This window comes from Nocardia asteroides, from assembly GCF_021183625.1.
In the GTDB taxonomy this organism is placed as follows: Bacteria; Actinomycetota; Actinomycetes; order Mycobacteriales; family Mycobacteriaceae; genus Nocardia; species Nocardia asteroides_A.
The window spans coordinates 4832528-4852989 of the sequence record NZ_CP089214.1 but is presented as its reverse complement, the minus strand read 5'-3'; the positions used below and the strand labels follow the sequence as shown (position 1 = coordinate 4852989).

General features: G+C 75.3%; 1 protein-coding gene. It reads right to left on the bottom strand.

Translation table 11 applies throughout. From position 1 onward, the window contains the following. Nucleotides 1–5: 5 nt before the first annotated feature. The gene (locus tag LTT61_RS22600; protein ID WP_233016064.1) at nucleotides 6–20447 is read right to left on the bottom strand and encodes a hypothetical protein; all 20442 of its coding nucleotides are present in this window, start codon (nucleotides 20445–20447) and stop codon (nucleotides 6–8) included. Nucleotides 20448–20462 lie beyond the last annotated feature (15 nt).

The following is a 20462-nucleotide window of genomic DNA, read 5'->3' as shown; positions in this document are numbered from 1 at the left end:
GGCGTCTACCGGAATATCCCGTGCCGCCGCTCCGGATCGGCGAGCACGTCACGGATCAACAGGCCGAGATCCATCTCCGGAGTGCTGGTGCGGTAGCGCAGTTCGAGCGGCGGGCCGTCCGCGGCCTGCACCGTCAGGCGGGTGGTGCCGCCGCCGAGGTCGGACCAGTCGACCGCGATCGGATTCTCCAGGTCGAGCACCCGGTGGCCGAGCCACAGGGTCAGGCCGTTCTCGCTCCGGTAGAAGACGACGAGGGCTCCGCCGAGGTCGGCGTAGACGCCCGCCTGCGAGCCCGTCGCGCCGCCGTTCGCCCGGAGTGCGCCGGTCTCCGGATCGAACTCGGTCGGGACGCCGAAGCCGGCGTACGGACGTACCAGGAGCGGGCCGCAGGGTGCGCGGTCGCGGTGCGGGGCCGGGCGGCGGTCGTTGCCCCGGCCGGGCGGTGGGGTGAGCGGCGGCATCATCGGCGGGGGGATCGGCGGTGTGCCGGTGGTTCCCTGGTCCGGGTGGTGCTGGGCCGGGGTGGGCACGGGCGGGTGCGGCCATCCGTTCGGTGTGGGGATGTGCGGGTAGCCGGGGCCGCTCGGGCCTCCGCCGGGTGCGGTTCCCGGGTTCGGGGCGCTCGGGTCCAGCGGGGGGCGCTCGCCGTTTCCGATGGGCGGGAAGTGGGCGGAGCCGTTCGGCGGGAACTGGTCTGGACCGCCCGGCGGGAAGCCACCGGGACCACCCGGCGGGAACTGACCAGGGCCGCCGGGCGGGAAGTCACCGGGACCACCTGGCGGGAACTGACCAGGGCCCCCCGGTGAGAACTGACCGGGACCACCCGGCGGGAACTGACCAAGGCCACCCGGCGGGAACTGACCAGGGCCACCCGGCGAGAACTGACCAGGGCCACCCGGCGGGAAGTCACCGGGACCAACCGGCGGGAACTGACCCGGGCCACCAGGCGGGCACGGCGAATCGCCTTTAGGCGGGCACGGGTTCGGGCTGCTGTCGCCCGGCGGGTGCGGGCCGGGCGCGGGCGGGTTCGGGCCGGTGCCCGGCGGGACCGGTACGCCGCCCGGCGGGTCGGCGATGGGTGCACCGGTCTGCGGGTCCGGCCCCTGCGGGGGGCAGTCCGCACCCGGCGCGTCCGGCGGGCACGTCGCGTCCGCGCCGGGCGGAACCGGGGCATCGCCCGGCACCGGAGCGGGCCGCACCGGCCGATGCTCGCCACCCGGCGGAACCTGCTGCGACGGTTCGACCGGCGGCGGCACCGGCCACGCCTGCCGATCGATGTGGAGCTGCTCCGGGAACTCGAACTCGTACGACTTCGGCGGATGCGGAATATGCGACCGCCCAGCCGATCTGGTCCCGTCCGGAACCCCGCTCCGATCGGGATCGCCCGGCCGATCACGGCCCCCAGCCCCGCCCTCGGCCGCCGCGTCACCGTCCCGATCCGCATCGCCCGGCCGAACCCGGCCACCCGCGCCACCATCGTCTCCGGCACCCGGGTCGCCGGGCCGGACTCGGCCATCGGCGCTGTCCCGGCGCGGCGCGGCAGGCTCGGCGCGGTGCTCGGCATTCATCCGCGCCACCCACTCGTCCAGATCAGCACGCATCCGCGCCGACCACTCCGCGAGCTCCGCATCGGCACGCCGCTTCCACTCCGAGCGAGAATCCGCGGGCGGATCGGTACCCCGATCCGGAGGACCGGCACCGAGCGGGGACGGATCGCCGGGAGCACGGTCCGCGGCCGCCCACCGCTCCACCCGGGCGAACTGTTCGAGCAGTTCGGCGAGGGTATCGATGCGGGCCGCGCGGTCGCGCACCGCACCGCGCATGCGCTCCAGCGCGGCGGCGAGCTGCTGCGGGTCGAGCCCCTCTTGCCGGTCGATCTTTCCGTCCCGATACGCCTCGTAGACCTTGCGGAACTGGGCATCGCTCTCATCCGGCACGTCGACGCCGACGAGCTTCGACCAGTCGTCGCCCGGCTGCGGTCGGGCTCGCCCGGCGTCGGGATCGCCGGGATGCGGGCGCGCCGCGGCTTCGGCGACCCGGTGCGCGAAATCGGTAGCGCCGGAGCCACGCAGCGCACCGGCGATGATGTCGCGGAGGTCGCTCATCGCCGCCGGGTCGTGCACCGGCAGGGTGCCGTCCGCGGAGCGCGGGTCGGGGGTGCCGTCCCCGCGCAGCACGCCGAGGTAGGGGTCGATCCCGAGCAGGGTGGCGAAGTACTCGGTGAAGGCGTCGCGCAGCAGCGCGCGGTCGGTGCGGTCGAGGCCGCGGACCAGCCGGTGCAGCTTCCGCGGGTCGAGGCCGGACTCGGCGCTGCCGAGGACCAGCCTGCCCCGCTCGTCGGTCCGGTACTTCGGGGGATGGAGGTGTGCGGGCGGGACGCCGAGGCGCTCGGCGAGCCGGTCCCCGGCGGCATCGCCCCCGGCCGGGTCGGTGCTCCGCAGCTGCCCGGCGTAGGCGGCGACGTCCTCGAACTGCTGGGCGCGCAGCGCCCGGCGGGACGGCTGCTCGATCAGCGCGTCGACCAGCAGCCCGGGGGTGATCGCGGCCTCCGCCGCCCCGAGCCGGGCGGCGAGTCGGCCGCGGACGGTGCCGAGGTCGTGGAAGGTCTGGATGTCGTAGGCGGAGCGGGCGAAGTCGCCGAGCGCCTCCAGCTGCGCCGCGCGCACCGCGTTGTCCAGCCGGAGGTCGGCCAGCCGGTCCCGCCAGGCATCCCGGCCCAGGTCGTCCGGGCCGAGCCCGAGATCACGCGCGGCGCCGACGAGATCGCGTAGCAGTGCGTCCGGGGCCAGGGGCCGCGCGGGGGCACCGGCGGCGCCGGGGTCGAGCGGCTGCACCGGCCGCCACTCGCCGCCCGGATCCCGCGTCAGGGTGACGTCGAGCGTGCGGCCGTCCACGTCGGCGCGGTGCCGCCGGAACTCCGGGGTCGGCTCCGGATCGAGGTGGACCCGGCCGGTCCAGTCGGTGCGCGCGGTGCGGAAGTCGGGCACGATCCGGCCCTCGCGCAGCGCGGCGGCGAGCGCGGGGTCGCGGTCGAGCAGCGTCGCCAGTACCTGGGCCCGGTCGTGCGGGCCGTCGACCAGCAGCACCCGGTCCGGGCCGCCCGCGACGGGCAGCAGCCCGGCCTGCGGCCCGAGCTCGGCGCCGACGGGGGTGGGGTCGGTGCCCGCCGGATACAGCAGCCGCTCCGCGGCGGCGGCGAACTCGGCGAGCCGCTCCGCGCGGGCCGTCGCCGCGGCGCGCAGGTCGTCGAGGATGGCGGCCGCGCGGTCCGGCTCCGCCGCGCGCAGCGCGGTGATGTCGGCGTCGTTCAGGTACGCCCAGGTGGAGAGCTCGTCCAGCAGCTGATCCCGCCGTAGCGCGTGCTTGAAGAACTCCTCGAGGCCCTGATCGCGGCCCAGTTCGTCGCCGTCGCCCCAGACCGCGATCGGGTCGGCGCCGTTGCCGACGGCCTGGTAGTCGAGCAGCCCGGGGTGGGTGCCGAAGGCGGCGACCATCTCTCGCAGGAACCGGGTGAGCGGGTTGCTGTCCGCGAAGCTGACCGCGTCGCCGAAGGTAACCGGGCGGCCCGCCGGGTCCGGCCGATCCGCGTAGCGGGGCCGGTGCTCGGCGTCGCCGAGATCCCGGGCCGGGTCGCCGCCATCCGGGTCGAAGGGCAGGTCGGCGTCGCGGTAGGGGCGGGTGGCCTCGTCCCGGTAGCGGCGCAGCGCGTCGGCGAGCCCCTCGACGGCGGCCGCCGCCCGGACGGTGCGGTACTCCTCCTCGTCCAGTACCCGGCGCACGGTGTCCCGGTCCTCGTCGGGCAGGTCGAAGCCGAGGCGCTCGGCGGTCTCCCGCAGCGTCTCGCCGTCCCTGGGCGGTTCGAGCGGCTCGGCGGGGGGCGGCGCGGGCGGCTCCCGATCCAGCGCCGCGGCGTCGGCCGCGTCGAGCAGGCCGTGCCGGACCAGGTCGCCGAGCACCCGGGCGCGCTGCTCGGGGGTGGCGCCGGGCAGCAGCGCCCGCAGATCGGCGCGGGCCTGGTCCGGGGTGGTGCGGCGGGCCCGCAGCTGATCGGTGATGATCTCGCGGGCGAGGTCGGGGTCCGCGTCGTCCAGCCACGGCCGGTACTCGCCGCCGTCGGCGTCCCGCAGCGGGACGTGCTCGCTCGCGGCGTCCGGCTGCCGCGCCGACAACCGGCCGAGCACCGGCACATGCTCGCGATTGAGCCAGACCAGCGCGCCCTCCTTGAGGATGCGGATCACCGGCATGGCCGAATCGCCGCTCTCCGGGGCGGGGCCGAGCACCGGCTGGTCCGGGTCGGGCGCCGGGCTCGCGGGCGGCCGCGGGGCCGGATCGATCAGCTCGGGGATGGCGGCCACCCCGTCCACCGCGGCCGCGGTGCCCTTGCTGTCGAAACCGGAGCCGGATGGCGGTTTGCCTGCGGCAGCGTAGTAGCCGCCCGCCAGCCGATCGCGGACGTAATCGAGCTCCCGGCGGATCGCGCCGCGCTCGTCCGGCGCCGCCGAGCGGAGCTGCTCCGGCGCGGCGTCCTGCGGCAGCACCCGCCACCTGTCGTCGCCGTCCGGCACCACGCGGAGCGGGACGGCCGCGCCGTCGACCTGCACCACGATCTCCCGGAGATTCTCCGGCAGCGGCGGAGCCTCGCCCGCCACCACCGGATCCGGATCACCGGGTGTGTCGGGGAGCCCGTCGCCCGGGTCCGGCAGCGCGTCGGAGTCGACGCCGGGCCGGCGTTCCGGCCCCCGCGGCGGCGCGGCGACGTCCCGGTCGATGGTGTCGTAATAGCTGTCGACGGCCTCTCGGACCAGCAGCGCGTGCAGCACCCGGGCCGGCTCCGAGGCGCGTTCCCCGTTCAGCTCCACATCGAGGAACGCCTCGGCGAGCGCCTCCGGCGAGTTGAGGTCGCCCTGCCGAAAGCTGTAGCCGCTCAGGTCGCCGAGCCACACCTCGAACGCCAGCGGATCGACCTCGGGGTGCGTCTCCGCGTAGTACTCCAGCAGCAGCTCCTCGGCCTGGCCGCGGGCCCGCATGCCGCCCGCCGAATCCAGCGCGTGCCCGAACTCGTGCAGCGCGACGGCGTAGGCGGGGCGCTGCGACACGTTCCGCGGCGAGGTGCCGAACCGTTCGGCGCGCTGCTTCATGGCCTCGAACCGCCGCGGGTCGCGCAGCATGTCCTCGTTCAGCGTGATCGACTCGGTGTAGTAGCGGTAGATGTCGTCCGGGTGCACCTGCCACTGGGCCTCGCCGAACACCACCCGGCCGTCGGGCCTGGTGATCGGCGCGATGTGCAGCGCCCGGATATCGACCTGCGGGTAGCGGGCGAGCATGGCGTCGATCGCGCGGGCGTAGTCGCGCACCATCTCGAGGTCGAGCGGCGGCAGGCTCGGGTCGGTGTCGGCGAAACCGGTGACCTCGTCGAAACCGTGCCGCGTGCGCAGGGTTTCGCCGATCTCCTCCAGCCCCATGCGCGACCACTCGTCGTCCGGCACGCGGGCCGGGGCTGAGCCGCCGTCGAGCGGGCCGGGGTCGTCGGGGCCGCTCGGGTCGGGGGGCGGGTCGGCGGGCAGTTCGGAGAGGTAGAGCAGGGCGTCGTGGATGATCCGGGCCGGCTCGGAGGCATTCTCGCCGTGCAGCCGGACGTCGAGGAACGCCTCGGGGATCGCCTCGGCGGGGTTCAGCTCACCGTGCTCGTCGAAGCTGTAGCCGCTGAGCTGGTGGACCCACTGCTCGTAGCCGTCGCTCATCGCGCCCGGTGTGTTCAGGTAGCGCTGGATCAGCAGGTCCTCGAGGACCGCGCGCAGTACGCGCCCGGCCGCGTAATCCATGGCGTGGCCGTACTCGTGGACGGCGGTGGCGTACACCGGCCGGTCCAGCACCGACGGGTGGTAGTCGCCGCGATCGACGCCATCGGTCAGCTGCGCGCGGAAGCGGGCCGGGTCGCTCGCGAGATCCCCGTTCAGCGTGATGGATTCGGTGCGGACCACGCCGGTGGCGCGGTCCGTGCGCGGCTGCGAGACGGCGATCGGGCGGCGGCCGTGGATGTCGGCGGGCACCTCGCCGAAACCGACGCTGTCCGGCCGCGCGTGCGGATGGTCGGCGAAGGTCTCGGCGATGCCGCGGGCGAACTCCCGCGCCACCGTCGAGTCGAGGTCGGGGCGGTCGAAGCCGAGAACCCGCTCCGGGTCGAGGCCGAGCACCTCGGCGAGGCGCTCGCCGACCTCGCGCGGCGCGAGCCGGGACCATTCGTCGTCGTCCGGTGCCCCGCGCGGCTCCTCCGCGTCCCGGAGCGGCTCGGCAACGTCGTGGTCCGGCTCCGCGGCGGCGGCGTCACGGTCCGGCTCCGCGGCGGCGTCACGGTCCGGCTCCGGGGCGGCGGCGTCGCGGTCGGGATCCGAGGCCCGCATGGGCTCCGGGCTCTCGGGCGCGGGCAGGTGCCTGACCGCCCTTGTCTCCGGCACGGTGCCCTGGATCAGCACCTGGGAGAACTCGTCCGGCAGGTCGTAGATCGGCTTGAACTTCCAGGTCGCGCCCTCCGGCGGCGCGCCGGTCCGCCACTCGAGGACGAGGCCGTCGGCGCCCGCGAAGTGCCGCGCGGCGTCGAGCCGCCGCGACCAGGAGGTGGTGTCGCTCTCCGCACTGTGGAACTGCCGGATGTGGTCGTCGGCGGAGAGGTCGGCGGTGCCGCGCGGCACCGCCCGCCCGCGCAGCCCTTCCCGGTAGGCCGGGTTCTCCGAGCCGTCGGCCAGCAGCCGCGGAATCCCCCGGTACAGCGGGGTTCCGCCCTCGGGCAGGGTGCCCGCGTAGAGGATGTCGCCGTCCCGTGGCTGCTCCACGTCGGCGGCGTCGCGGGCCGCGAGCAGCCCCGGTTCGTCCGGCGCGGCGGCGAGGCCCGGATCGGCGTCCCGGCCGCCGAACGGCAGCCGGTCGGCGATCCGGCGCAGCAGCCCGGGCGGCGGGCCCGCCTGCCGCAGGTCCGCACCGGCGTCGTTCAGGATGCGGCCGATCCGCTCGGCGAGCCGCCGCGGGTCGGTGTCGGAGATGTGCGGCAGGTGCCTGGCGACGACGTCGCTCGCCCGCCCCGCCGGGGTCGGCGGCGCCGGGCGCCAGCTGCCCGCGCCGTCCGGGGTGAGCCACACCGTCACCCGCGTGCCGCCCAGGTCGATCGGGTACGGGTGCGCGCGCGGCGGAATCGGCACCGCTGTCGGCTCCGGCAGTGGCACCTGCCTGGTCAGCAAGCGGCGCACGATCTCGGCCGGGTGCGCGGGTCCCGCGCTGTCGGCGGCCGGGTAGTGGTTGGTGTCGGTGAGGAAGTCGTGCCGCAACCAGCCGGGACCGCGCAGGCTCTCCGCAGACTCGTCGCCGAGCGGCCTGCCCGCCGTCTCGGCGTCGTAGAAGGCACGCGGCCCGAGCTGTCGCAGCCACGTGTCGTAGCCGAGATCGGTGCGCCCCGCAGCCCGCTCGCGCAGGTAGTGGTCGAGCAGCTGGTCGACGGCCTCGGTCCGGGTCGGCCGCCGGTACGGCCCCTCGGCGACGTCCGCGGGCAGCCGCCGGACCTCGGGGGTCTCGCCGGGGCCGTCCGACACGGCGAGGTAGCGGAGCTCGTGCGAGCGATCCCACAGCACGTTCCGGTATTCGGGGTGGCGTAGCGCGAGATCGTGCAGTGCGTCGATGTGCCCGCCCGGCGGCGCCGCCACGACCAGGCGGTACGGGCTGCCGTGCTCCCCGTCCGGAATCCGCACCACGTGGTCGGTGAGCCGCTGCGCACCCGGCCGGTGCAGCTCCCGGTCGGTGACCGCGCGGGCCTGCTCGGCCGCGCGATCGGGGTCGGCCGCGCGCGCGGCGTCCGGTTCGGGACGCACCGGGTCGGGCCGCGGATCGCCCCACTGCCTGCCGGTGCCGCCGTCGGCCGCGGCGCGCGCGACATCGAAGGCGAGCTCGGCGTTCTCCGTGCCGGTGCGGCGAAGGTACCTGGTCAGCGCGTCGAGCCCGGCCCGCCCGGCCGTCCGCTCGGGCGCGATGCCGGTCGGATCGGTTCGCGCGGCGGCCCGGTAGGCTCGGTCGTAGGCGGTGCGGTAGGCGCGTTCGGCGGGGCCGAGCGGAATGAAGCGGCCGGATTCCCGCAGCAGCCGCAGCACCTCGATCTCGTCGGCCATGTCCGCGGCACGCCGCTCCCTGGCGGCAGGCGTCTCCGCGGGCCGGGTGCGGGCCTGGTCGCGGGGCGCGCCCGCGTCGTCGGCGATTCCGTGCGCCCGGTCCCAGGCCGCGCCGTGCACCTCGGACGGCACCCGGCCGTCCCGCAGCGGACCCGCGGTGTCGAGCACCGCCCGCACCGCGCGCACCCCGGCGCGGTGCGCGGCCGCGTCGACGAGATCGCCCCGGATCGGCCCCGCGCCGCGGAACAGCCCGCGGGCGGTCTCCGCGGCCCGGTCGACGGCCGCCAGATAGGTGCGGGTGAGCGCGTCGGTACCCGGCCGATCCCAGGCGCGCGCGTGCGCGATGGCCAGCGCCTCCGCCTCGGCCTGCCGGTCCAGCATGGTGCCGACGTACTCGTCGCGGGGCAGGGTGAGCCGCTCCGGTGCGCCGCCGCCGCGCTGCTCGAGCGCGGCCGCCGTCCGGACCAGCTCGGCGAGGTGGTCCCGCAGGCTGCCGTCGACGGGCAGCCGGACGGTGTTGGTGCCCGGGTCGTAGCCGGCCGCCGGGCCGCGCACGGTGCGCCCGCCGTCGGCGCCGCGGGTGACGGCGGTCTCCGGATCGTCCCCGAACCGGAGCCGGACGTCGTTCTCGGCCAGTACCCGCTGCGCCCACTCGCCTGCCGGGCTCTGCCGCAGCGCCTGACGGATCTCGGCCCACGCGCCGTCGGCCCGCGGGGCGGGATCGGCGGGCGGACCCGCGACCGGCTCGGCCGGGTGGACGGGCGTGGCGTCCGGCACCGGCAGCTCCGCGAGCAGCGGGCCGGCGAGCAGCGCCTCGACCCCGGCCCGGGTGGCCAGGAGGCGCAGCGGCCCCGGATCGGATTCCGGCTGCGCGCGCAGCAGTTCGGCCATGGCGGCGTCGCGCGCGTCGAGGAAGGTGCGATCCAGCGCCGCCGCGACGGCCCGCTCGATGGGATCGCGCGAGGTGCCGGTATCGACGCCGAGATCGCCGAGTTCCCTGAGCATCTCGGCGCGCCGCCCGATGGCCTCCGCCAGCGCCCGGCGCTCGCCGTCCGGGGTCGTCGGCGGCTCGCCTGCCAGCCGGGTCGCCGCCTCCACCAGTGCGGCCGCCTGCTCGACCTGCCCGCCCGCCGGTTCGCCGACGCGCGGCGGAATCCCCGCCTCGTCGAAGACCCGCAGCGCCCAGCGCCCGGTCTCGGTGGCGGACAGCACCTCCCGGACCGCGCTCGACTCCGGCTCCGGCGGCGGGGAGTGCCTGAGCTCGGCGGCCTCGGCCACCGGCCAGCCTGCGCCTGGTGCTACGAGGCGATCACGCCCTTCTCCGGCCAGGTCCCCGCGCTGCGGGCCCGCCGCAGGATCTGGCCCGCCGTCGTCCGGGAGAGAGCGTCCGCCGGAGTGCCGGTCCGGACGCTGCGGTCCGTCTTGTCGATGATCAGGGTGCTGTTCAGCTGGTCCCGCGCCGGGCCGAAGCGGTACTCCACCTCGGTCGTCTCCTCCCTGATCCGGGCGAAGTAGATCAGCAGTGCCATCGGTGCGTCCCGTCTCGTAACTCTCGCCGGTGCGCGGCGGAATGTTCGCCTGCCAATTGTGCCTGGTGTTGGCCCGGTGATGCGCCTGCTGATAGGTCAGCCCGGGATCGTCGCGCATGATCCGCGACTCGGTGAGTTCGTGCCGCAGCAGCACCAGATCCGCGGGCAGCGGGTTGCCGTTCCGCAACCGGATCCAGGCCTCGGCGATACTCGGATCGGCATCGAATTGCCTGCGCTCCACCGTGCCGTCCGGATCCTCGATCGGGTGCGCGGCGTTGAACAGGTGGTCCTTGATTTGGGCGATCTCGTCCCTGGTGAGCGGGGCGCCCGCCGGATCGTCCAGCGCGGCGAGGGTCGCGGCGATGGCGTCGATGTCCGACCCGTCGCCGCGGAAGACCTCGTAGGCTTCGTCGGCCCAGTCCAGGGCGTCCAGGTCGTCGTCGGGGCGGATCGCGCCGCCGGAGTTGCGCGGCTCGTCCGGGTCCGGCTCGCCGGGGTCGCCGGGTTCATCGGTGCCGAAGAGCTCGCGGCGCAGCGCCTCCAGGTGGTCGAGCAGCCTGCGGTGCTCGCGCTCGGCGGCTTCGCTGTTCCAGCGGAACGCCTCGTCCAGCCGCTCCAGCTCCCGGCTCAGGGCGTCGTCGGCCGTTGACCGCTCCGGTTCCCCGGCCAGTTCGCGGCGCAGGTCCTCCAGGTAGCGCATGACCTCGCGGTGCCTGCGCTCGGCGTCCTCGGCATTGCGGCGCATGGTCTCGTCCAGGCGGTCGAGTTCGCGCTGCACGGCGGCGTCCGGATCCGGCGTGGTATCGGGGGTGCCCGCGAGCAGCTCGTCGAAGCGCTCGTTCAGCTCGCGGTGCGCGCGATCCAACCGGTCGAGCAGCTCGCGGTGCGCGGCGGCGGCCGCTTCCTCATTGCGCCGGAAGGCTTCGTCCAGCGCGGCGAGCTCCACTCGCAGCGCGGCGGCCGCGGGGTCCGGGTCCCCCTCGTCCGTTGCCATGTCATCGGAGCGGGTGTCGTCCGGGTGCGGCTCGCCGGAACGGGGCACGTCTGGGGGGCCGCCCGGTGGCAGCGCGGGATCGTCGCCGCCCGGCAGCGCTCGGCGGCCGGGGGGCGGGGTCTCCTGGCTCCACGGCGCGTACGGAATGCCGTCGCGCCACTCGGTGAGCGGCGGGCGCTCGGCGTCCCAGTGCAGCCCGTCCAACCCGGCGACGTGCGCGTTCGCCTCGTGCCAGGTGACGTTCGGATCGTCCCGATCGCGGAACGACCGCAGGTAATCGGCCTCGGCCAGCGCGTCCCGGAGCAGCAGGATGTCGGCCGGGAGCGGGTTGCCGTCGACGAGCCGCCGCCACGCCTCCGCCACATCGGCGACCGCGTCCAGCCTGCGCCGCTCCAGCCGCAGGGTGTCCGGGTCGAGCACCAGGTGCTCGTCGCGCATCAGGTGGTCCTTGATCCGCCGCAGCTCCGCCTCGGTGAACTCCGGGGTGTCGCGGCGCAGCAACTCGGCGAGCTCCGCCGCCATCCGGCCGGGGTCAGCGCCGTCGAGCAGTTGCTCGCGGATGTCGTCGACGACATCGCGCACCCGCTCGGGGTCCGCGTCGGCGAAGCGGTTCGCCACCTCCCGCGCGACCCGGTCCATCTCGTCGTGCAACCGCCGGAGCTGGGCGTCGAAATCGGCGCGCGGATCGATCCCACGGTCGCCCCGGATCAACCGATCCGCGACGGTGTCGATGATCCGCTGCGCCTCGTCCAGAGCCTGCGCGCGCTCCGCGGCGCGCCGCTCGTCCAGCGTGGCGGCGATGGCGTCGATATCGCCGTCGTCGGCGCGGAACCGCTCGTACTGCTCGTCGGCCCAGCGCTGGACCTCGTCCCACGCCTCCTCGCGGGCGCGCTGCCGCTGCTTCCACTGGTCGCTGAGGTCGCCGCCGTCGTCGGCGGCCTGCTCGGGCCCCCAGTTCCGCACCATCGGCTGCACATCCGGCGGGCTCGCCCGGAACCACGGGTGCCCCTTGAAGCCCGGGTGGATCCGGTAGGGCTGGTCGGGGTCGTTGTACCAGGTGAAGCCGGAGAGCTTGGCGGTCTCCAGGATGATCCGCACGATGTTGTAGGCCGCGTCGGCGTAGGGCAGCTCGTAGGTGGGAATGCCGGGATCCACCGAGGGGTTGCTCTGCCCCGGAATGTGCGGCAGCAGATCCTTGTTGACGCCCTCCTGCGGCTTCCCGGTCGCCGGATCCACCGGCGGATCGACGAAGACGTCCTGCACCGACGCCTGGATCGGGTTCATGCCCCAGCCGCTGACCCCCTCGGGCAGGTCGCGCTCCTTGAACGACTTGGGGACGGTGGCCGGGTCGCCACCGCGGTGGCGGTCCGGAGCGGTCGGGTCGACGCTGTGCCAGACGCCGCCGGCATCGCGCCACATGGTGACGTCGAGGCCGGGCAGGCCCCGCCCGGCCGGGCTGCGGAAGCGGCGGAGCTCCGGCGGCGCCGCCTGCTCCACCCGCCGGTTGCCCGCGCGGTCCGCGGTGACGCGGCGGTACTCGACCGTCGTCCCCGGGCGGGTGATCGCCCTGGCCGCGGTCGGATCGCGGCGCAGCGCATCGTGCAGCGCCGCATCGAAATCCGCCAGCGGGCGGCCCGTCTCGTCGCGCGGGCCGTAGACCACCAGCCGGGGCCGCTCCCCGTCGACGAACCCCACCGACGGGGTCAGCATCCGGCCGCCCTCGGCCTCGATATCCCGCCGATACGCACCGGCGACCTCGGCCATCCGATCCTGCAGCCGCCCGATCCGGGTGTGCGCCTCGTTCACATCCCGAGCGGCGTCGCCGAGCGCCTCGATCTCCCGCCCGGCATCGGGATCCCGGCGCCGCAGGTCATCGAGGGTCTCGTCCAGCCGATCCGGGCCGAGGGCCTGCTCGTCCGGCACGCCGAGCCGCTGCGCCAGATCGTCGCGCATCCCGCGGCGCGGCTTGATCCGCAGCAGCTCATCGGCGCGCTCCCGCGCCAGCCGATCCAGCTCCGCGACCGCCTCCGCCGCGGGCGGGCGATCCAGCGAACCCGAGCGCTCCAGCTCCGCGATCCGCCGGTCCACGTCCGCCAGCCGCTCGCGCAGCCCGATCACCCGCTCGGCCGCCGCGACCAGCTTGCGCAGCGCCTCCCGGCGGCTCGCGACCTCCTCCGGGGAGTTCCGGGTGCGGACGTCGCGCACCGTGTCCTCGCCCATCGCCCCGATCTCCGAGCGGCGGAAGCCGGCCTCCTCGAACAGCCGCAGGATGGTCCTGGAGAGCTCCTCCCTGCTGCCGAGCGCGCGCTCCGGATCGTCGATATCGAGCAGGCGGCCGATGCGGTCGTCCCGCTTGGCGCGCCAGAACTCCAGTTCGCGCGCGAGGTCGGTGCGATCGGCGAGCAGGTCGTCATACTCCGCCGTGCGGTCGGCGGAGTCGCGCGGCTCGCCGGGGCTGGTGTCCGGCTCGCCGGGCGGGTCCACCGGGTCGGAGGCGTTCGCGGGGCGGGTGCGGTCCGGGTCGGCGCTCGGCGGGGTGGCGTCCGGCTCGTCGCCGGGCGGCCGGGCGCCGTCGCTGAGCGGGGTGCTGTCCGGCGGGGTTTCCGGGCCGGTGGGGTCGGCGGCGGGCGGGATGTCCCCGTCGTCCGGGCGGCCGCCCGCCATGTCCCAGAGCCAGTCGGCGCGCTCGGCGTGCATCCTGGCATTCCACTCGGCCTGCTCGGCTTGTCGCCGGAGCAGCCATTCGTCGTCGCCGACGCCCGGTTCGGTCCGGTCGCGGGCGATGGAATCGGCGAGGTCGCGCAGCCACTGCGCGCGCTCCGCCTCCATCCTGGCCTCGAACTCGGCCTGCTCGGCGCGCATCCGCGCCACCCACTCGGCGTCGGTCTCCCCCTCTCGGCGCGGGCTGCCGTCGTCGCCTCGCGCGGGCGGCGCGCTGTCCGGCGGGTCCGGCGGCGGGGTGCCGCCGCCGGTGTCGGCCACCGGTTCCGGGGCGTCCGGGTTCTCCTCCGCGATCGGATCCGCGCGGTTCTCGGCGGGATCGGGCTGCGGGCGAGCGGGCCGCGTCGCACCGCTATCCCCACTCGTGGGGCGGGGGTAGCCGGGCGCCGTGGCGTCGGGCCACTGCGGAACAGGTTCGGTCGCGCGGCGCGGAGAATTCGGGCGCGGCTCGTCGGCGGGCGGGTTCTCGGTCCGCGTCGTATCCGCTGCGTGGTCGTCCGGGCGGGTCACAACCGGAGAACGGGTCTCGTCGTTCGCGCGGGTTTCGTCGCCGGGGCGGGTTGCGGCGTCCGCGGTCCCGCCGTCGGGACGGGTGGCATCGGGATCGCGCGGCGCCCCAGGGGGCAGGGCAGGATCGTCGCCGCCCGGCGGCAACCCGGGCGGCTCCTGCCCCGGCGGCGGCGTCGCCTGCGACCACGGCGCGAACGGAATCCCTTCGCGCCACTCGGTGAGCGGCGGCCGCTCGGCATCCCAGTGCAGCCCGTCGAGCCCGGCGACGTGCGCGTTCGCCTCGTGCCAGGTGAGGTTGTCCGACGTGCGCAGGAAGTCGGATTCGGCGAGCGCGTCGCGCAGCAGCAGCCGATCCGCGGGCAGCGGATTGCCGTCGATGAGCCGCTGCCACGCCTCGGCGACGTCGGCGACCGCGTCCAGCCCGCGGCGAACCAGTTGCCCCGTGTCCGCGTCGAGCACCAGGTGTTCGTCGCGCATCAGGTGGTTCTTGACGCGCAGGATCTCCTCGCGGGTGAGCGGCGGCTCGCGGCGCAACCGCTCGGCGACCTCCTCCGCCAGCCGGGCCGGATCGGCACCGTTGCGCAACTGCTCCCGCAGCTCGAGGACCAGGTCGCGCACGCGTTCCGGATTCGAGTCCGCGAACCGGGGCTCCAGGTCGCGGGCGACCTGATCGATCTCCTCGTCCAGCCGCTGCCGCTGGGCGTCCAGATCGCCGAGCGGATCGAGCCCCCGGTCCCCGCGCACCAGCCGCTCGTCGATCGCGTCGACGATCGCGCGCGCCTCGGCCGGGATCTCGACCTCTTCCCGGTGCCTGGCCCGCTCGAGCTCGTGCTCCGCGATCCGATCCACATCGGAGTCATCGGCCCGGAACCGCGCGTACTGCTCGTCGGCCCACTTCTGGACCTCGGCCCACGCCTCCTCGCGCGCCCGCTGCCGTTGCTTCCAGCCGTCGCCGACGTCACCGTCGTCCGCCGCCGCCTGCTCCGGACCCCAGGTGCGCACCATCGGCTGCACCTCCGGCGGGCTCGCCCGGAACCACGGGTGCCCGAGGAACCCGGGGTGCACCCGGAACGGATCGTTCGGGTCCGCGTACCAGGTGAAACCGGAGAGTTTGGCGACCTCGAGCATGACCCGCATGAGGTGGCCGGCGGCGTCGGCGTAGGGCAGCTCGTAGGTGGGGACGCGCGGATCCACCGACGGGCCCTGCCCGGGGATGTGCGGCAGCAGATCCTCGTTGATGCCCTCCTGCGGCAGCCCGGTGTTCGGGTCGATCGGGGCGTCGGCGAACACGTCCTGCACCGCCCCCTGGACCTGGTTCACCGCCCAGCCGCTGACCCCCTCCGGGAGATCGCGGTCCTTGTACGCCTTCGGCGTCCTCGGCGCGTCGCCGCCGCGCTCGCGATCGGGGGCGGTGGGGTCGACGGCACGCAGCGTGCCGTCGGCGTCCCGCCAGAGCGTGATGTCGAGACCGGGCCTGCCCTGGTTCGGGGGGCTGCGGAACCGCCGGATCTCCGGGCCGGGCACCTGCTCGATCCGCCAGTTGCCCGCGCGATCGGCGGTGACGCGGCGGTACTCGACCGTCGTCTCCGGACGCACCATCGCCTGCGCGGCGGTGGGGTTGCGGCGCAGGGCGTCGTCGAGCGCCGCGTCGAAATCGGCCAGCGGGTGGCCGGTCTCGTCGCGCGGGCCGTACACCACCAGCCGCGGCCGCTCCCCGTCGACGAACCCCACCGACGGCGTCAGCATCCGGCCGCCCTCGGCCTCGATGTCCCGCCGATACGCACCGGCGACCTCGGCCATCGTGTCCTGTAGCCGCCCCACCTCGTTGTTCGAGGCGTTCACATCCCGGGCGGCATCGCCGAGCGCTTCGACCTCGCGCGTGCTGTCCGGATCCCGCGCCCGCAGGTCGTCGAGGGTCTCGTCCAGCCGATCCGGGCTCAGGGCGCCCTCGTCCACCGCGCCCGTTTCGTCCACCACGCCGAGACGCTGTGCCAGATCATCCCGCATTCCGCGACGCGGCTTGATCCGCAGCAACTCCTCGGCACGCTCGCGCGCCAACCGGTCCAGCTCGGCCACTGCCTCCGCCGCGGGCGGGCGATCCAGCGAACCCGTCCGCTCCAGCTCCGCGATCCGGTTGTCGAGCCGGGACAGCTCGGTGCTGAGCTCGATCACCCGCTCGGCCGCCTCGATCAGCTTGCGCAGCGCCTCCCGGCGGCGCGCGACCTCCTCCGGCGAATTCTGCGATCGCCGCTGCCGCGGCAGCTCCTCACCGGTCGGGCCGATTTCGTCGCGGCGGAAACCGGCTTCGTCGTAGAGCCGGAGGATGGTTCGGGCCAGCTCCTCCCTGGTGCCGAGCGCGTGATCCGGATTCTCCACGTCGAGCAGGCGGCCGACGCGGTCGTCCCGCTTGGCGCGCCAGAACTCCAGTTCGCGCGCGAGGTCATTGCGCCGGGCGAGCAGGTCGTCGTACTCCGCCCGCGCGGCATCGCGGTCCGGGGTCGACTCGTCGGCCGCCGGGCGGGTGTCCGGGCCGGGGTCGGGACGGGTGTCATCGTCGGATTCGGGGCGGGTCTCACTATTGGCGTCAGGACGGGGCTGGTCAGTGGCGTCGGGGCGGGTCTCGCCCGCAGCATCCGGGCGGGTCTCGCCCGCAGCATCCGGACGGGGCTCGCCCGCAGCATCCGGACGGGTCCCTTCGTCACTGCGCGGCACCGGGCGCTCGCCCTCGGACTCCGGGGCGTCCCGGTCCACCGGCTGACCCGCAGCCTCGTCCCCGGGGGTGGGGCGATCCCGCTCCCCCGGAGGCCGGAGATCGCCAGGATTGCTCCGATCCGGCTCCTGATCGGCCCTCGGCGGCGCATCCCGATCGCCGGGAGGCGGGGTGGCGTCGCGATCGGCGGCGACCGGCATCGAGTCCGGTTCCCGGAGGGGAACCCCGGCCGGGTCCGGCCGCCCACCTGCCATCTCCCAGAGCCAGTCGGCCAGCTCGGCGCGCATGCGCGTGTTCCATTCGGCCTGCTCGGCGCGCATGCGCAGCGTCCACTCGGAGTCGCCGATCCCGGGCGGCAGGTCGTAGCGGGCGGCGGTCTCCGCCAGGTCGCGCAGCCACTGCGCGCGGGCGGCCTCCAGCCGCGCCTCCATGTCGGCCTGTTCGGCGCGGAACCGCGCCCAGCGTTGCAGATCGCCCTCCCGGTCCCGCCCGAAATCGTCGTCGTCGCCGTCCGCGGGGGTGGGCGGCGCGTCCGGCGGCTCGACCGGCGGGGTGCCGCCACCGGCGTCCGCGGACGGCGGCGGCGCGTCCCCGCTGTCCTCCGGGGGCGGCGGATCGCCACCCGCGACGGGCTCGGGCACGTCGGACGGATTGGCGGGCAGCGGATCGCTCGCCATCGAATTCTGCTGCGCTGGAGTATCTTCCATCCGGACCGGGATACCGTCGGAGTCGAAGAGCACGGCCCGGGTCTGCACCGGCCGCACGCCGCGGCGCGGGATCATCGGCGGGAAGTCGTGCACCATCCCGGTCTCCGGGTCGTGTACGACGACCTCGCCGTCGCGCAGGATCAGCACATGGGCCGCAGCGCCGACCCGGCTTCCGTCGGCACCCGCGTAGTCGTCCACCACCAGCGCGGAGGCGCCGTCCGGGCGCGGGATCGGCGCCCCGGCCGCATCGCGCAGGATCGTCCCGTCCGGGCCGGTCTCGTAGCGCAGTACGTCCCGGATGGCGTCGTGGTCGGGGAAGCGGCGCAGCGGCGCGCCCGCGGCATCCTCGATATCCGCGCGGGAGCGTCCGGCGAGCCCGGTGTCGGTATCGGGGAGCCGGATCACCTCGCTGCCGGTGAGGTCCCGGATCAGCTCCAGCCCGCGCACGGCCGGGTCGCGCGGGTCGTCGGGATCGCGTGGATCGTCATCGCGCCGCCCGTCCTCGGCACGATCCACTCCCGGTGCGGAGTCGGAACGCTGGTGCCGGGAGCCGTTCTCGGCGGCCGCGACCGCCGCGGGCCCGGCGAGTAGTGCCGCTTCCGGCCCCACCGGTTCGGAGTCCGGCAACCCGTCCGGACGCGACCGATCCGGACGCGCGGGGTCGGCGCCGTCCTCGATTTCCCCGGTGTCCGCGGGCGGCCTGCGGGTGGCATCCGGGTACTCGGGCAGCGGCCCGCCGCTCGGATCGGACGGGTCACGCCGGGTACCCGGCCGCTCGCCGTGCGCCGAGTTCGGCTGGTCGCGGCCGGGTGCCGCGCTGTCCCGGCCGGATTGCTGATCGCGGCCGGGCGCAGCGCTGTCCCGGCCGGGTGCCACGCCTTCTCTACCGGGTGCCACGCCTTCTCTGCCGGACTCCGGGGTGCGCGGGCCCGCGACCGGTTCCTGGGCGACCGGGCGGGTGACGCGGGGCCGCGCGTCCTCCGGCGCGGCGGTCGAGCGCGCCGGATCCGAGCCGTCGATCACCGCGCCGGTACGCGGCGGCGGAGTGCTGCCGGTCGCCGTACCCTGCACACCCGCCCGGCCGTCGGCCGCGCGCGGTGCGTCGGCGACCCCGGCGCGGCCGGGCTGCTGCGGGCGGGAATCGCCGGTGCGGCTCTCCGGCGTCCCGGCGCGCGGCTCGCTGCCGGAGGGACGGGGGCTCTCCGGCCGGGCGCTGTCCGCTGGCGTGGCGGGCCGGACGTCGGGGGCTGCGCCCCCGGGGCGGACCGGGCTCTGCCGGGTTTCGCCCCCGGGTGTGTTCGAGCCCTGCTGCGGGGGCGTCGAGGAGGTATTGCTGCCCGAGGAGGTGGGTTGCCCGGCGGCGCCGGTCACTGGAACCGCGCCGCCGGTGGTTGTGGCGGCGGACCCCGGCGGGTTCTGACCGGAGTCGGTGGCCCCGGTGCGGGTGCTGTCGCCTGCCGCGCCGGTCGGCGTCTCCGGCGTCGCTACGCTGCCGGTGTCCCCGTCGAGGCGCTGCGAGCCGGTGTCCGCCGTGCGGGACGGGTCGCTCCCGGCGACGACGCCTTCCGGCTCGCCGCCCCGGCTCCGGCCGGAGTTGTCCGAGCCGGAGTCGTCGGCGAGCCCGGCCCGGGTCTCGGCCTCGTTGCCGTCGCGGCCCGCCGGGGAGACGTCGCCCTCGGCGTCGCCCGCGCGCGTGGTGTCGGCGGACTCCCGCTCGTTCGCCCCCTCGGTGGAATCGTCGCCCCGCCCATCGGCTTCGGCGTCACCGGCCCGCTGGTCACCGGTTCCGCTCTCCCCAGTGTTGCCGCCGTCGTTCCCGCCGGTATTGCCCTGGTCGCCACCCTGACCGTCGTTACCCTCGCTGCCACCTTGATCACCGTTCCCCCGGGTGCCCCCCTGGCCGTTGTTGCCCTCGCTGCCACCCTGATCGCCGTTGCCTCGGGTGCCCCCTTGGCCGTTGTTGCCCTGGCCGTCTTCTCCCCCGGAGCCACCCCGGCCATTGTTCCCGGAGTTGCCCCCGTCGCCGCCACCTTGGTTGCCACCCCCCTGGTTACCGCCACCCTGGTTGCCCCCACCACCCTCGTTTCCACCACCATTCGGACCACCCCCCGAACCCCCACCCGGCGCGAACAACGCATCGAGCCGAGACCCGAAACTCGGACGGTTGAACAGGTCCGGCCGAACATGGTTCCACCCCTGATTAGCCGCCCGCTTGTTCAACCCGGACGCCAGCCCATTGGACGCCCCGGCGGTGAACACCCGCCAGTCCAGCGGCGTCGCGGACGCGTTCTGCCACGCCTGATCCCACCCGCCCTGCGCCCAATCGATCCCGAACTGGGTCACCACACTGGCCCCGAAGCCCGCCGTGGCACCGGCCAACCCGGCTCCGGTTCCCGCCAGCCCCGCACTCAGGAAGTTGTCGCCGAACCGCCGCCCGATACGATCCCCGAGCGGCCCTGCCGCCGCACCACCCGCCGCCGAACTGACCGCGGTGACCGCCACCTGCTCCCAGTTGACGTTGTCGCGATGCCCCTGGTCGACCTGGTACTGCTGGATGCCCAGCTCCTGAACCGTCCCGAGGACGGTGTCGATGGCGACGTGCCGCAGCATGAACTGCGCGAGCTTGGAGGCGGCCAGCTTCCCGACATGCCGGATGATCGCCTGCACCACCCGCTGGCCGAGAATCCGGACCGCGATCCGGGTCAGCCCGATGGCCACCGCCTGCACCGCGGGCGCGGTCGGCGGCCAGAGCCAGGCGGCCGCGAGCTCACCGGCCAGCAGCGCCAGCGACGACCAGTACATGAGCTTCGCGTACTCGATCTCGGTGCCGACGCTGTCCGCGGAATCACCGACCTGGCCGAACAATTCGGAGAGCTTGGCGATCGACTGGTCGCCCTCGATCATGCTGTCGAAGCCGCGCCGCATATCGTCGACGCCATCGCCGTGCGGATATGCCTTCAGCGCGGCGGCCTTGGCGGCCTCGATATCGGCGATGGCGGCGGTCAGCTCAGCGGCGGCGGTGCGCCAATCCTCGGCGAGCGCCCACATCTCGTCTTCGTTGCCCTCGGGCCACTCCATCCCGACCACGGGCTCCAGCCACTGCAGGTAGCCCGGCAACTCGATCATGTGTGCGCTACCCCG